The following is a 14,860-nucleotide window of genomic DNA, read 5'->3' as shown; positions in this document are numbered from 1 at the left end:
CGGCGGTGGGCGCTGGCGGTTGGAGTTCGGGTTGCAGGCCGCCGACGAACCCGGCCTGCACGTCGACGCCGGGCAGGTCTGGCGGGCGCCGCACACGCTCGGCGGGCTGGCCGGCCGGACGACCAGCCCGCAGGAGACGCTGCTCGCCGAGCTGGGCCGGGCCAGCCGGCTCTGGCCGGATCTGGACGCCGCGCTGCGGACCGCCGCCCCCGAGGCGATGGACCTTGACGTCGAGGGGGCGCACCGGTTCCTCAGCGAGGGCGCTCCGGTGCTGCACGCGGCCGGTTTCGGGGTGCTGCTGCCGTCCTGGTGGCAGCGCCCGTCGGCGCGGCTCGGCGCCCGGTTGCGTGCCCGCAGTCGCACCGCGCCCGGCACTGTGGGTGGCACCGAAGCCGGCGTCGGTCTGGACGCCCTGGTCGACTACCGCTGGGAGGTCGCCCTCGGTGACCATCCGCTGTCCGCCGACGAGTTGGCGACGCTGGCCGAGTTGAAGACCCCGCTGGTGCGGCTGCGCGGCCGGTGGGTGGAGCTGGACCCGGGGCGGCTCGCCGCCGGTCTGCGCCTGCTCCGTTCCGCGGGTGAGTTGACCGTCGCCGACCTGCTCCGCCTCGGGCTGGCCGACGGCGAGGCCACCGGCGCGCTACCGGTGCTGGAGGTGAGCGCCGACGGGGCGCTCGGCGACCTGCTCGCCGGTGCGGTCGAGCGTCGGCTCACCCCGTTGGATCCGCCGCCGAGCTTCGTGGGGACGCTGCGCCCGTACCAGCAGCGTGGGTTGGCGTGGCTGGCCTTCCTGCGCTCGCTCGGGCTGGGTGGTGTGCTCGCCGACGACATGGGGCTGGGCAAGACCGTCCAACTGCTCGCGCTGCTCGCCGGGGACCCACCGGAGGCCGGCCCGACCCTGCTGGTCTGTCCGATGTCGCTGGTCGGCAACTGGCAGCGGGAGGCGGCACGGTTCACGCCGACGCTGCGTGTGCACGTACACCATGGGGCGGAGCGGGCACGGGGGGCGGAGTTCACCGCGGCAGCGCACGGCGCGGACCTGGTTCTCACCACCTACTCGGTGGCGGCCCGCGACGCCGTCGACCTGGCCGGCATCGACTGGCACCGGGTGGTGGTGGACGAGGCGCAGGCCATCAAGAACGCGTCGACCCGGCAGGCCGAGGCGGTCCGCGCGCTGCCGGCCCGGCAGCGGGTGGCGGTGACCGGTACGCCGGTGGAGAACCGGCTCGCCGACCTGTGGTCGATCATGCAGTTCGCCAACCCGGGCCTGCTCGGGCCGGCGGCGACGTTCCGCAAGCGGTTCGCCGAGCCGATCGAGCGGCACGGCGACGCCGAGGCCGCCGAGCGGCTGCGCCGGATCACCGGCCCGTTCGTGTTGCGCCGACTCAAGACCGACTCGTCGATCATCTCGGACCTGCCGGAGAAGCTGGAGATGGAGGTTCTCTGCAACCTCACCGCCGAGCAGGCCGCCCTGTACCGGGTGGTGGTCGACGACATGCTCACCCGAATCGAGACCAGCGACGGCATCGAGCGACGTGGCCTGGTGCTGGCCACCATGACCCGGCTCAAGCAGGTCTGCAACCACCCGGCGCAGTTGCTCCGCGACGGTTCGGCGCTGGAGGGCCGCTCCGGCAAGCTTTCCCGGCTGACCGAGATCGTGGAGGAGGTGCTGGCGGCGGGGGAGCGGGCGTTGCTGTTCACGCAGTACGCCGAGTTCGGTGCGATGTTGCGCGGTCACCTGTCGGCGCGCTTCGGCCGGGAGGTGCTGTTCCTGCACGGCGGCCTCGGTAAGGCGGAGCGGGACGCCATGGTGCAGCGCTTCCAGTCGGCGGACGGCCCACCGCTGTTCGTCCTCTCCCTCAAGGCCGGCGGCACCGGGCTCACCCTGACCGCCGCCAACCACGTGGTGCACGTGGACCGGTGGTGGAACCCGGCGGTGGAGGACCAGGCCACCGACCGGGCGTTCCGGATCGGGCAGCGCCGACGGGTGCAGGTTCGCAAGTTCGTCTGCGCCGGCACTGTGGAGGAGAAGGTCGCCGCGATGATCGCCGACAAGCGTGCCCTCGCCCAGCGGGTGGTGGGCACCGGCGAGCAGTGGATCACCGAGCTGTCCACCGGCCAGTTGCGCGAGCTGTTCGCCCTGGAGGCCGGGGCGGTGGTGGAGTGATGAGCGAGCGGAGCGAGCGAACCATCAGACACAGCAGCGTTGTGCCTCGCGGCAGCGCGGAGCGCAGCGGAGCTCTGGCGTGAGCACCGACCGGTTCGCCGACTACGGCCGCCCTCGCAAGGTCGACGGGGGTCTGCGGGCGCGCAGCGCCCGGGGCGCGATCGGCCGGTCCTGGTGGTCCCGGCGTTTCCTGGAGGTGCTGGAGTCGTTCGCGCTCGGCACCCGGTTGACCCGCGGCCGTTCGTACGCGCGGGCCGGTCAGGTGCTCTCGCTCGACATCACACCCGGTCTGGTCAGCGCGGTGGTGCAGGGCTCCCGGCCGCAGCCGTACCAGGTGTCCATCGCGCTGCGGCCGTTCCCGGCGGCGCTCTGGTCCCGAATCGAGGAGGAGTTGGCCGGGCAGGCGTTCTTCAGCGCCCGGCTGCTCGCCGGGGACCTCCCCGACGAGCTGGAGGAGCTGTTCGTCGCCGCCGGCGCGCCGCTCTTCCCGGCCGCCGTGGACGAGCTGACCCAGCGGTGCAACTGCCCCGACTTCGCGGTGCCGTGCAAGCACCTCGCGGCGACGTTCTACCTGCTGGCCGAGGCCTTCGACGCGGACCCGTTCGAGCTGCTGCACTGGCGCGGACGGTCCCGCGCCGAGCTGCTCGCCGAGCTGCGTGCCCGTCGGGTGCAGGCCACCGGCGCCGTCCCACGGCCCCAGCCGGTCCTCGCGGTGTCCGAACCGGACACCGACCAGTCGACAGTGGACGTCACGGCCCCGGTCGGCGCGGCCCGCGCGCTCGCCGGGCTGTCGGCGACGCCGCTACCGGAGGCGGCAGACCGGTTCTGGCTGCCGCCGGTGCCGTTGCCCGACCGGCCGCCGCGACTGGCGACCGGTCCCGACCTGCTGCTACGGCAGCTCGGGGCGCCAGCCCCGGCCATCGGCGGGCCGGGACTGCTCGAACGGCTGCGCCGCGCGTACCGGGCGTTCGGCCCGGGCGAGCGGTGAGCCGTCACGTCCAGCGGCGGCGGAACCGCCACATGATCGCGGCGTTGACCACGAGCACCACCGCGCAGATCGCACCGGTCATCCGACCGGCGAACACGGCGATCGCTGGCAGCGACGCCCACAGCACGATGGTCAACAACATCAGATAGCGGCCCCTGCGGGCCCGGACCCGGTGGTCCAGCCGGGCGAAGAAGGCCGGGTCACTCTCCCGGAGCTGACGGGTGATCTGGTCGAACCTGCGCTGATCCTCTTTGCTGAGCATGGCGCTGCCTTCCCCTCACGCGTTCAGCGGTTCGGCGGCATACCCGCTGCGGTGGCGGCTCACGCTCGACCGCCGCTGCTACTTTTCCTCCACGTGAGGGCACCTCATGTCCGGCTTATCTGAACCTTAAGTTTGTCTGTGGTGGTGAACGGCGCGGAAAGTGTCGCGTACTGCCGTGTGGTCCGTTCCGTGCCCGGCTGCCGCGCGTACGCCCTGCTGGGGAGGTCCGCGCCGGTGCCCGGTCAGACATTGGTCGCCGACGTCGTACTGAGCGCTGTCTTAAGTGCCCTCACGGGGGTGTTCGACCCACCTTGAAGGCCCATGGGGCCTTGGTTACCTTGCCGTAGCAACCCCCTCAGGCAACAGTCGCCGCACCTGCCGCACCTGTCCGGTCGCAGCTTCCGGCGCTCATCAGAAATCGGGATTGGTACATGGCCGACCAGAATGTGCCACCACGTCGACCGCGGGACGACCGCGGTTGGGACGGACGCCAGCACCACAACGCGGACGGTTACGGCGACCCCAACACGCCCGCGCCCTACGGGTACGACTCGCCCCACCCCTACCAGGGCGGCTACCCGGCGCAGGCCGACCCGCGCGAGCAGTACGGCGAGGCTTACCCGCCCGCCGGGCACCCCGCCCCCGCCCCGCGCGGGCCGCAGTGGGTCGGCCCGGAAGGGCTCGGACGCCCGGCCCCGGCACGACCCGCCGGCAGCGGACTGCCCACCCTGGACGATGACGACGAGCCGGGCCGCAAGGTCGGCCGGCGCAAGGCCATGGTGGCTCTCGGCGGCACCGCCGCCGTCGTCGCCGGCGGCGCCGCGCTCGCCATGACCCCGCAGATCCGCGGGCTCTTCGGTGACGAGGCGGCGGCCGGTGACGCCACCGGCAGCACGGTGACCGACGGCACCGCGGCGCGGCCCAGTGGCCAGCAGCCCAGCACGGTGCGTACCTACACCGAGCAGAACGAAAGCTACATGGGCTCCCGGGCCGGCGAGGCGCTCAAGAAGAACGCGCCGGCCGGTGGACGGAGCTTCTCCGGCCCGGCCGCAGCCGCTGCGGCGACCCAGGTGACAGTGAAGACGGTGCTGGCCAAGGACCCGATCCTGCACCTGGCCCGGCGGGCCACCTTCGGGCCGACGCCCGCGGTGATCGCCGACATCAAGAACCAGGGCATCGACGCCTGGATCCGCGCCCAGATGGACCCGGAGAAGCTCGAGCCGAGCAAGGCCGAGCTGAAGCTCGCCGAGCTGCCCACCCTGAAGCTCAACGTGCAGCAGTTGCGCGCCCAGCGGGACCAGCTCAACGAGCAGGGCGCCCAGCCGGAGCGGGAGATGATCGACGCCACCATCGCCCGGCAGATCTGGTCGAAGCGCCAGCTGTTCGAGGTGATGGTCGACTTCTGGAACGACTTCCTGCACGTCGCCGCCGACTTCGACGGTGGCGAGGCGTACCGCAACTCGTTCGACCAGGACGTGGTGCGCAAGTACGCCCTGGGCAGCTACCCGGAGATGCTGGTCGCCGCGAACAAGCACCCCGCGCTGCTGATCTACCTGAACCAGAAGGACTCCCGCAAGGACGCGATCAACGAGAACCTCGCCCGGGAGAACCTCGAGCTCTACTCGGTGGGCGTCGACGGCGGCTACAAGGAGCCGGACGTGCGCCAGGCGGCCATGCTCCAGACCGGCCGCGGCATCGACAAGGACGGCAAGTACGTCTTCAAGCCCGAGCAGCACTACGTCGGCAAGGTGAAGATCCTCGGCTTCACCCACGCGAACAACTCGACGGACCCGAAGAAGGCCGACGCGGCGATCGACGCGTACATCACGTACATCGCGCTGCACCCGTCGACCGCGAAGTACGTCGCGCAGAGCCTGGCGACCCGCTTCGTCTCGGACACCCCGCCGAAGTCCCTGGTGGACCGGCTGGCCAAGATCTACATCACCAACAACGGCCTGATCAAGCCCGTGCTGATGGCGATGTTCTGCTCCTCCGAGTTCTGGGCCGGCGTGGGCCAGAAGGTGCGCCGGCCGATGGAGTACCTGGTCGCCACGTACCGCACCCTGGGTGTCTCGCCGGACGCGTCGCCGAAGCACAACAACGGTGACAGCAAGCGCACCCCGTACGCCCGCGGCCTGCGGCAGATCCACGACAAGCTGCGCGAGCTGGGTCACTACCCGATGGGTCATCCCACCCCGGACGGCTACCCGGACGTCTACGTCGCCTGGACGTCGGCCGGCACCATGGTCAACGGCTGGAACGAGGCGGGCGAGGTCCTCGCCGGCTACCGCACCACCTTCACGTACACGGCGCCGGAGAAGCTGGTCGCCAAGCCGCCGGCCGCCGCCGGGGCGTACGTGGACGCGCTCTCCCAGCGGCTGGTGGGTCAGAAGCTGAGCACGCGGGAAAAGAATCTGATCCTCGGCGTGGCCGGCGTGCCGGCGACCGCCAAGGTCGACGCCACGTTCAACGGGGCCATCACCGCCGTCGCGCGGGCGATCCTCGCTTCCCCCCAGCACCACCTCCGGTGAGGCACCCGATGGAGAAGACTGTGTACAACTCTTTCCCCCTGCACCCCGAATGCCCCGACGTGCGCCGGCTGGCCGACAACCCGGCCGAGGCGTTGCTGCGCGCGGAGGCGGACATCGTCGCCGCCGAGAACGCCGCGGAGCTCGACCGCTACCGCACGCTGGAGAACCTGGAGGAGGCCCAGCAGGACGGTCGTGGCGTCACCCGGCGTACCTTCGTCGCCGGTGCCGCGGCCACCGCCACCGCCCTGGCCACCGCCCAGTTCGTCACCACGTCGGCGTCGTTCGCGGCGACCAAGACGGGCACCCTGATCCACGTCTTCCTCTACGGCGGGCTGGACGGGCTGAGCCTGATCGCACCGGACAACGACCCGGTGCTCGCCAAGGCCCGCCCCGACCTGCTGCTCGGCAACGATTCGCTGGCCCTGGGCCGCGGCTTCAAGCTGACCAGCGCGTTCAAGCCGTTGGAGAAGTGGCTCGGCGCCGGCCAGTTGGGCTTCATCCCGGCGGTCTCGGACGAGCGGCTGTCGCGCAGCCACTTCCAGGCCGCGGACGCCTGCAACCTGGGCGGGCTGCCCAACGAGACCGGCGGTCGCGGTTGGCTGGACGGTCTGGTCGACAACCTGGGCAAGGGCACCGCGTTCCGCAGCGTCGGCATCGGCAGCACCCTGCCCCGCTCGCTGGTCGGCAACAACGGCGCGATCTCGCTGAACAGCATCGGATCGTTGCGGCTCAACGGTGACGAGCGGTTCCGGGCCGCCACCGAGAAGGCCATCAAGGGGCTGTTCACCGGGATCAACCACCCGGTCGAGGAAGCCGTGCAGGAGGGCATGGGCGCGCTGGCCACCGCCCAGAAGCTCGCCGCCAAGCCGTACCAGCCCGTCGAGGGCGTCAAGTACGAGGGCGTCGGCAACGCGTTCAAGCAGCTCGCCCAGCTGATCAAGGGCGGCGCCAACGTCCGGGTCGCCACCGTCGGCATGGGTGGCTACGACACCCACGAGAACCAGGGCACCAGTGCGGGCGGCCAACTGCACCGCCGGTTGAACGACCTGGCCAGTGCCATGGCCGCGTTCTTCACCGACCTCGGCCCGCAGGCCGCCGACGTGACGATCATGGTGTCCAGCGAGTTCGGCCGTCGGGTCGGCTCCAACACCGGCGGCACCGACCACGGGCACGGCGGGGTTGTCACAGTGCTCTCCGGCAAGAAGCTTGCCGGCTCGCTGCTCGGCACCTGGAACGGCCTGGACAAGCTGGACTCCGGTGACGTGCCGGAGTACAACAACATGTTCAACGTCTACGGCGCTGTGGCTCAGGGCCGGTTCGGGCTCACGAACGCGGAGGTCGAGAAGGTCTTCCCCCGCCAGAAGTACGCCCCGATGAAGCTGTACGCGTGACGTACCCGCACACCCACGCCGCCGGCCGTCGTACCGGGACCTCGTCCCGGCACGGCGGCCGGTCGGCTGCGCCCGTACCCCCGCAGATCCCGGACCGGCGCGGACCCGGCGGCCGGCGGCTGCTGGGCGTGCTGCTCCTGGTCGGCCTGGTCGCCAGCGTGCTGCCGTGGTGGCTGGGCACGTCCGCCGGCTCGTTGAAGACCACCGCGGCGACCGTCACGGCGGCGGGCCGGATCTCGGGTCTGATCGCCGGCTATCTGCTGCTGGTGCAGGTGCTGATGATGAGCCGACTGCCGGTGCTGGAACGGTGGATCGGCGGCGAGCAGACGGCCCGCTGGCACCGGGACATCGGTGCCACCCTGCTGGTCACCGTGCTGGCGCACGTGTCGCTGATCCTCGTCGGCTACGCCGACCTGCGTAAGCAGTCGGTCCTCGCCGAGGTCGGCACGTTGCTCGGCGAGTACGAGGACATGGTCTCGGCGTTCGTCGCCGCCGGCATCATGATGCTGGTCGGGTTCAGCAGCATCCGGGCGATCCGGCGGGCGTTGCCCTACGAGGTGTGGCACCTGCTGCACCTGTCCAGCTATCTGGTGCTGCTGCTCGGCTTCGGCCACCAGTTCACCCACGGCGCGCAGCTGTACCGGCCCGGCCCGGTGCGCACCGGCTGGATCGCGCTCTACCTGTTGGTGGTCGCCGCCCTGCTCTGGGGTCGCGTGATTGCGCCGCTGGCGTTCAACCTGCGCTACAAGCTGCGGGTCGCCGACGTGGTCGCCGAGAGCCCGGACACCATTTCCGTCTACCTCACCGGGGAGCGGCTCGGCCGGCTGGCGATGCTCGGCGGCCAGCACTTCCGCTGGCGGTTCCTCACCCGGGGCTGCTGGTGGCAGTCGCACCCGTTCTCCGTCTCGGCCGCCGCCAACGGCCGCTGGCTGCGGGTCACCGTCAAGGTGGTCGGCACCCACACCGCCGACCTGCGCGACCTGGAGCCGGGCACCCGGGTCTGGGCCGAAGGTCCGTCGGGCACCTTCACCGCCGCGCACCGGGTCCGCGAACGGGCCCTGCTGATCGCTGGCGGCAGCGGCATCACCCCCATCCGGGCGATGCTGGAGGAACTGCCCCCGGGTGCGGCCCTGATCTACCGCGCGAGTACCCCGGCCGACGTGCTGCTCAGCCGTGAGCTGGACTGGCTGGCCCAGGAGCGCGACACCTCCGTCTGGTACGTCATCGGCTCCCGCGACGACCCCGGCCCCCGTCAGTTGATGAGCCCGGACGGGTTGCGTCAGCTGGTGCCCGACGTGGCCCGGCGCGACGTCTACCTGTGCGGGCCACCCGGGCTGGTGGAACAGTCGGTGCGCGCACTGCGCCGAGCCGGCGTGCCCCGACGGCAGATCCACCTGGCCACGTTCGAGTTGTAGGAGAGGCATCCCATGCGTCGCGCGTTCCTCGCGATCACCGGTCTGGCCGCCAGCACCACCGCGCTGGTGGTGTTCAAGGGCTCCACGAGCGCCACCCCGGTCGCCCAGAACCTGCCGACCGCCCAGCCGGTCAACCCCGCCGGGCCGGGCGTCGACCCGAGCGCCGACCCGGACGCACCGGGTGCCGACCCGGCGGGCGTAGCGCCTTCGTCGTCGGCCAGCACCGGGCCGTCGACGTCGCCCAAACCCGGCAAGACCACCGCCCGCCCGTCGGCCACCAGGACGACGAAGGCCCCCAGCGCTCCGCGGACCACCACCAAGGCGCCCCAGTCGACCACCCGCCGGGTCACCGGCACCGGCTTCGACGCGAAGGACGGCAGCGAGACGTACGGGTACGTGCAGGTGCAGATCGTGGTCTCCGGTAACCGGATCATCGAGGCCGTCGCACTGTCGCTGCCCACCGGGGGTGAGTCCGACATCCACAGCGGCGACGTCAGCAACCGCTACGACGGCACCGGCGGCGAGGTGGTGCAGAAGCAGAGCGCCAACCTCAACACCGTCTCCGGCGCCACCGAGACCAGCGACGCCTACAAGCAGTCCCTGCGGTCCGCCATCGAGCAGGCATTCTGACGTGCCGGCCGCGCTGACCCGACCCGGGCTGTGCCGGGTCGAACAGATCATGGGTACGGCGATCGCCCTGGATCTCGCCGACGACCTGCCACCGGCGACCCTGCGGGAGCTGGCGGACCAGGTCTTCGCCTGGATGCGCGAGGTGGACGCCCGGTTCAGCACCTACAAGCCGGACAGCGAGGTGTGCCGCTTCGACCGGGGCGAGGTGCTGCTCTCCGAGGCGTCCGCCGACCTGCGGTTCGTGCTGGAAGCCTGCGCCGACCTGTGGGGCGCCACCGACGGGTTCTTCGACGCGTACGCCACCGGGCGGCTCGACCCGTCCGGCTTCGTCAAGGGCTGGGCGGCCCAGGTCGCCTCGGATCGCCTGCTCGCCGCCGGTGCCGGGAACCACTGCGTGAACGCCGGCGGTGACGTGCGCGTACGCGGGCTCTCGCCGTCGGGGGAGCCCTGGCGGATCGGCATCCGGCACCCGTGGGACGCGATGTCGACCTGCCTGGTGCTCACCGGGACCGACCTGGCCGTGGCCACGTCCGGCGTCTACGAGAGGGGCCGGCACGTGCTGGACCCGCGTCGGGGCGCGCCGGCCAGCGGGTTGCGCTCGGTGACAGTGGTCGGCACCGACCTGGGGGTGGCCGACGCGTACGCCACCGCCGCCCTGGCCATGGGGACCACCGGTCTGGGCTGGCTGGACCGTCTGGACGACGACCACACCCACGCCGTCGTCACCGACGACGGCCGCCAGTACTACTCCGCCGCCATCCCGCTGACCGACTAGACGCGGGCCCCTAGCGGACCGGGCGGTGGGTGCCGGCCGGGCGGGACCCGGTGGGGCGTGGGCGGCCGGGGCGCGACCCGGACGGTCGGGTGCCGGCCCAGCGGTGTCCTGGGTGGTTGCGCCGGGGCGGCTCGGTGCCGCCGGGATGAGAGGCTCTGTCGTCCGTGGACATCGTTCCCCCGTTCGTGGCGCGCGTTCGCGCCGTCCCCCTGTCAACGAGGACCGGCGCTCCGGCGACGCTGTCGGGCACCGGATGGAATCGTCGGCCGGGCCTGTTTCACATGCCTCGTCGGGGCAGGGGCAGGTGACCGGGGAGCAGGTCGGGGGTGAGCGTCACCCCGGTGGCGCGCAGCGCCCCGATCAACGTGTTCTGCACGAGGTACGAGTCCGGGAGTTGCCAGCGGGCCTGCTCGGGGGCGACCGCCCAGCGGACAGTGCCCTCGGGCAGCCGGGTCGGCGGCGCGGGGATCCACGAGCCGGGGCCGTGCCGGACCACGTGGAAGCAGTGTTCCAGCTCCGGCCGGAGCGGGTCGCCGGGGCGGACCAGGAACATCCACCGCCCGGTGGGAGTGACCAGCACCGGCCCGCGTACGCCGGTGCCGGCGGGGTGGATCTGCACCGCGTCGAGCACGTGCCGGCCGAGGTGGGCGGGCACCTCCAGCACGTCGAAGGCCCGGCCGGTGGGCAGCAGCACCCCGTGCGGGCGGCTGCGCCACCAGGTCGCCACCCGGGCCGGGTCGGCGCTGGCAGCCAGCTCCCAGTTCTCCAGCGCGGGGTGGCAGCCCACTGTGGGACAGCCGGCCCGGCCGCAGACGAAGCGACTGCGGGCCAGGCAGGCACCCGGGGTCACCTCCCAGCCGTGTGCGGCGTACCGCATGGCGACCCGGCGCAGCCGGACCCGTTCCAGCGGCGACAGTTCGGCCACGCGCGGTGCGACATTTCCCCACATGTGTGCCATCTCCCCTCTTCTGGCCCGGCGGTCGCCAGGTCGCATGTCGAGCACCGTCACTGCCGTAACCCACGATCGTTGAGGTTGACGAACGGCTCGTGCAACTTGCACGAAAAGTACGAGGACTGGCTGTACGGCTGACGTACATCGTGTGCGACCAGCGAAAACCTGAAAGTGAACGACGGTCGCCGCACCCGCGGACATCGCCTCGACTCAATGGGTCGTGGGCGGCAGGGGAGGATGGGCAGATGGACGAGCTACCCATAGGACGGCGAGTGGCTTACTGGCGGGGGCGACGCAAGATGTCGCAGCAGGTCTTCGCCGACCGGCTCGGCAAGTCGAAGAGCTGGGTGGACAAGGTCGAACGCGGCGTCCGTCGACTGGACAAGTTCTCCGTCCTGTACGAGATCGCCGACATCCTCCAGGTGGACGTCCAACTGCTCATGGGTAAGGACCCGGAGCGCCGCACCGACGCGTTGAACTGCATCGACCAGATCGAGGTGCAGGAGATCCGGGCGGCGCTGGAACGCTACGACTCGATGAGCGCGTACTTCGACGCGGCGCCCTCCTGCCCGCCGCCCCTGGACGACATGCGCAAGGCCGTCAACCACGCGTGGCTCACCTACCAGTACGGCCGCTACGGGATGCTCACCCGGGCGCTGCCCAAGCTGCTGCGCGACGCACAGGCGGCCGACGCCGCGTACGGCGGTGAGCGGGCCCCCGAGGCGGCCCACCTGCTCGGGCAGGTCTACCAGATCGCCTCGTCGGTGCTGCGCAAGCTCGGCGAGTGCGAGCTGGCCTGGCTGGCAGCCGACCGGTCGATGGCGGTGGCCCAGCGGGCCAACGACCCGCTGCTGGCCGGGATCGCCACCACCCGCGTGTGCGCCGCCCTGGTCGCGATGGGCCGGGCCCGTCCCGCGCTGGAGTTGAACGTCCAGATCGCCAACCGGCTGGCACCGGGTGGCAGCAACGAGGTCTCCCCGGCCCGGCTGTCCGTCTACGGGATGCTGCTGCTCCAGGGTGCGATGGCCGCCTCCCGCATCGGTGACACGGCCAGCGTCGACGACCTGATCAACTGCGCGCAGGAGGCCGCCATCCTGCTCGGCGGCGACCACAACCACTACTGGACGTCGTTCGGCCCGACGAATGTCGAGCTGCACCGGGCCGCCGCCGCGGTGGAGCTGGGCGACGGCGGTCGGGCCGTGGAGGTGCACCAGCTGCGCATCGCCGAGCCCTCCTTCAACGCGCTGCTGCCCGAACGTCGCGCCCACCACCTGCTCGACATCGCCCGCGGGTACGCCCAGATCGGCGACGTGGCGAACGCCGGCGAGATGCTGCTGCTCGGTGATCGACTCGCTCCGTCCGAGATCCGTTGCCGTCCGATCGCGCACGAGGTGATGTCGGACATCCTGCGTCGCACACGTGGTGCGCCGCCTTCTCCGGTAGCGGAGTTGGCTGAGCACATGGGAGTAGGGGTATGAGCGCGGAGCCGGCTTGATGGCCGGCCCACCGTGCACCAGCGGGCACCGCGAGGTGCTCTACGTCATCGCCTGCGGTTCGCCGTTGGCGCGGCACGTCGGCCGTCTGGTCGACCTTGCCCAGCAGGATGGTTGGGACGTCTGCGTGGTCACCACGCCGGACGGCGCGAAGTTCGTCGACCAGTCGGCACTGGTTCGGCAGACCGGCCACCCGGTGCGGACGCACTACAAGAATCCCGGTGACCCGGACGTGCTGCCGCCCGCCGATGCCATGATCGTCTGCCCGGCCACCGTCAACACGGTCAACAAGTGGGCAGCCGGGATCACCGACACCCTCGCGCTCGGGCTGCTGATAGAGGCGCAGGGCAAGGGCGTCCCCATCGTGGCGGTGCCCTACACCAATGCGGCGATGGCCGCCCACCCGGCGTTTCGGGCCGGGGTGGCCCGGCTGGCCGAGTGGGGTGTCACGGTGCTCTTCGGTGATCACGTGATCGCCCTGCACCCGCCGGGAACGGGGGAGCAGCACCTGCCCGCCTTCCCCTGGGCGAAGCCGCTGGCCGCGCTGCGCGCCGTCTCGGTGAGCGCCGCCTAGCGTTCCCGGCAGGGCTCCCAGTCGGCGCGGCCGGGCCGGGCGTCGCCGCCCCACGGTCCCCGCGCCGGTAAGCTGGGCCGCCGTGAGCACAAGCGGATCCGCGCCGACGGTGACCGACGTCGTGGCCGAGCTGGAACGGCGCTTTCCGCCGGTCTGGGCCGAGGAGTGGGACCGGGTGGGCCTGGTGCTCGGTGAGCCGTCAGCCCCGGTGCGCCGGGTGCTCTGCGTCGTCGACGTGGTGCCCGAGACGGTCGCCGAGGCGCTGGCCGCCGACGCCGACATGATCGTCGCGCATCACCCCCTGCTGCTGCGCGGGGTCTCGTCGGTCGCCCCGACGACCTTCAAGGGGCGGATCATCCACCAGCTGATCCGGGCCGGGGTGGCGCTCTACGCGGCGCACACCAACGCCGACGTCGCCTCCCCGGGCGTCTCGGACGCCCTCGCTGCCCGGTTCGGGCTGACCGGGCTGCGCCCGCTGCTGCGGCCCGCGCCCGGCTCGCCCGCCCACGGCGACGACCGGGGCTTCGGGCGGATCGGCGAGCTGCCCCACCCGATGACCCTCGCCGAGCTGACCCGGCACGCCGCCGCCGTGCTTCCCGTCACGTCCTGGGGAGTTCGCGCCGCGGGGGATCCCGGGCGTATGGTTCGTACCCTCGCCGTCAGCGGCGGGTCGGGGGACAGCTTCCTCGGCGCCGCGACCGCCGCCGGGGTGGACGCCTTCCTCACCGCCGACCTGCGGCACCACCCGGCCGGCGAGCACCTCGCCGCCGATGGTCCCGCCCTGATCGACGCCGCCCACTGGGCGACCGAACGACCGTGGCTGGACGACCTGGCCGCCCTCCTCCGGGAGGCGCTGGGCGTCGAGACGCTGGTGTCCGACCTGGACACCGACCCGTGGACCGTGCACGCCGCCGCACCCGTTGTGGACGACAAGGAGCCCGACCGTGAAGGCTGACCCTCAGGTGCAGCGCCGCCTGCTCGACCTCCAGGCGATCGACACCAACCTCGCCCAGCTCGCCCACCGCCGGCGGACGCTGCCCGAGCGGGCCGAGCTGGAGTCGCTGGCCCGGGAGTTGTCGTCGCTGGAGGACGAGCGGGTCCGCGCCCAGGTGGCGGTCGACGACCTCGACCGGGACATCGCCCGGCTGGAGAAGGACGTCGAGCAGGTCCGGGTCCGTAAGGAGAAGGACGAGAACCGGCTGGCCGCCGGCACCGGCCCGGCCCGGGAGCTGGAGGCCCTCCAGCACGAGCTGGTCTCGCTGAACCGGCGCCAGGGTGACCTGGAGGACGCCGAGCTGGAGCTGATGGAGCAGCGGGAAACCGCGCAGGGCGTACTGGACGGCGTGGAGCAGCGGCTGGCCGACACCCGCGACAAGCGGGCCGCCACCGAGCAGCGCCGCGACGAGGCGATGGCCGAGATCGCGAAGGAGGAGGAGTTCAAGCGCGGGGCCCGTCAGCCACTCGCCGCTGACCTCCCGAGCGACCTGGTCAACCTCTACGACAAGATCCGCGCGGACACCGGGCTGGGTGCCGCCCTGCTCACCGCGGGCCGCTGCGGCGGGTGCCGGTTGGATCTCTCCGGTGCCGACCTGGCCCGGATCCGCAAGGCCGCCCCGGACGACGTGGTCCGCTGCGAGGACTGCCGGCGGATCATGGTCCGCACCAACGAGTCGGGTCTGTAG

At 72.0% G+C, this 14,860-nt stretch carries 12 protein-coding genes and 1 pseudogene; 11 read left to right on the top strand and 2 right to left on the bottom strand.

The features are described from left to right. Position 1 precedes the first annotated feature (1 nt). A pseudogene (locus AC3CF1_RS11485) lies at positions 2–2,167 on the top strand (DEAD/DEAH box helicase); the annotation flags it as partial. 79 nt (positions 2,168–2,246) lie between these two features. Next, on the top strand, positions 2,247–3,155 hold the full coding sequence (locus AC3CF1_RS11480; RefSeq protein WP_488450445.1) for an SWIM zinc finger family protein: 909 nt from the start codon (positions 2,247–2,249) through the stop codon (positions 3,153–3,155). A 4-nt stretch (positions 3,156–3,159) separates the two neighbouring features. On the opposite strand, the gene AC3CF1_RS11475 is transcribed toward AC3CF1_RS11480, so the two are convergent. Continuing rightward, a complete protein-coding gene (locus tag AC3CF1_RS11475) occupies positions 3,160–3,417 on the bottom strand; it encodes a DUF3040 domain-containing protein (RefSeq protein WP_088949542.1) in 258 nt (85 codons plus the stop codon). 431 nt (positions 3,418–3,848) lie between these two features. Between AC3CF1_RS11475 and AC3CF1_RS11470 the strand changes: the two genes are divergently transcribed. The 5 genes from AC3CF1_RS11470 to AC3CF1_RS11450 are packed head-to-tail and all read left to right on the top strand — an operon-like array spanning position 3,849 to position 10,159. Beyond that, on the top strand, positions 3,849–5,948 hold the full coding sequence (locus tag AC3CF1_RS11470) for a DUF1800 domain-containing protein (protein WP_488450444.1): 2,100 nt from the start codon (positions 3,849–3,851) through the stop codon (positions 5,946–5,948). An 8-nt stretch (positions 5,949–5,956) separates the two neighbouring features. Beyond that, the gene (locus AC3CF1_RS11465) at positions 5,957–7,339 is read left to right on the top strand and encodes a DUF1501 domain-containing protein (RefSeq protein ID WP_327645415.1); all 1,383 of its coding nucleotides are present in this window, start codon (positions 5,957–5,959) and stop codon (positions 7,337–7,339) included. Continuing rightward, positions 7,336–8,754 carry a ferredoxin reductase family protein gene (locus tag AC3CF1_RS11460; protein WP_488450443.1) on the top strand — a complete coding sequence of 473 codons (1,419 nt, stop codon included), beginning with the start codon at positions 7,336–7,338 and terminating at the stop codon, positions 8,752–8,754. The genes AC3CF1_RS11465 and AC3CF1_RS11460 overlap by 4 nt, the downstream gene beginning before the upstream one ends. 12 nt (positions 8,755–8,766) lie before the next feature. Beyond that, complete coding sequence (locus AC3CF1_RS11455) at positions 8,767–9,384, top strand: FMN-binding protein (protein WP_488450442.1); 618 nt, start codon at positions 8,767–8,769, stop codon at positions 9,382–9,384. A 49-nt stretch (positions 9,385–9,433) separates the two neighbouring features. Beyond that, the gene (locus AC3CF1_RS11450) at positions 9,434–10,159 is read left to right on the top strand and encodes an FAD:protein FMN transferase (protein WP_488452069.1); all 726 of its coding nucleotides are present in this window, start codon (positions 9,434–9,436) and stop codon (positions 10,157–10,159) included. A gap of 277 nt (positions 10,160–10,436) precedes the next feature. Here AC3CF1_RS11450 and AC3CF1_RS11445 read toward each other — a convergent pair whose 3' ends face one another. Beyond that, positions 10,437–11,108, bottom strand: coding sequence for a bifunctional DNA primase/polymerase (locus AC3CF1_RS11445; RefSeq protein ID WP_088949537.1), 672 nt, complete (start codon positions 11,106–11,108; stop codon positions 10,437–10,439). A 248-nt stretch (positions 11,109–11,356) separates the two neighbouring features. On the opposite strand from AC3CF1_RS11445, the gene AC3CF1_RS11440 reads away from it, so the two are divergent. From AC3CF1_RS11440 to AC3CF1_RS11425, 4 genes are all read left to right on the top strand, one after another. Next, a complete protein-coding gene (locus tag AC3CF1_RS11440; RefSeq protein ID WP_141910646.1) occupies positions 11,357–12,589 on the top strand; it encodes a helix-turn-helix domain-containing protein in 1,233 nt (410 codons plus the stop codon). A gap of 16 nt (positions 12,590–12,605) precedes the next feature. Continuing rightward, the gene (locus AC3CF1_RS11435; RefSeq protein WP_088949535.1) at positions 12,606–13,178 is read left to right on the top strand and encodes a flavoprotein; all 573 of its coding nucleotides are present in this window, start codon (positions 12,606–12,608) and stop codon (positions 13,176–13,178) included. A gap of 82 nt (positions 13,179–13,260) precedes the next feature. After that, positions 13,261–14,133, top strand: a complete 873-nt coding sequence (locus AC3CF1_RS11430; RefSeq protein ID WP_328371667.1) for a Nif3-like dinuclear metal center hexameric protein — start codon at positions 13,261–13,263, stop codon at positions 14,131–14,133. Then, the gene (locus AC3CF1_RS11425) at positions 14,123–14,860 is read left to right on the top strand and encodes a zinc ribbon domain-containing protein (protein ID WP_099856270.1); all 738 of its coding nucleotides are present in this window, start codon (positions 14,123–14,125) and stop codon (positions 14,858–14,860) included. The genes AC3CF1_RS11430 and AC3CF1_RS11425 overlap by 11 nt, the downstream gene beginning before the upstream one ends.

The organism is Micromonospora sp. MGP-C2 (assembly GCF_057766525.1).
This window is presented reverse-complemented; position numbering and strand designations above follow the sequence as displayed.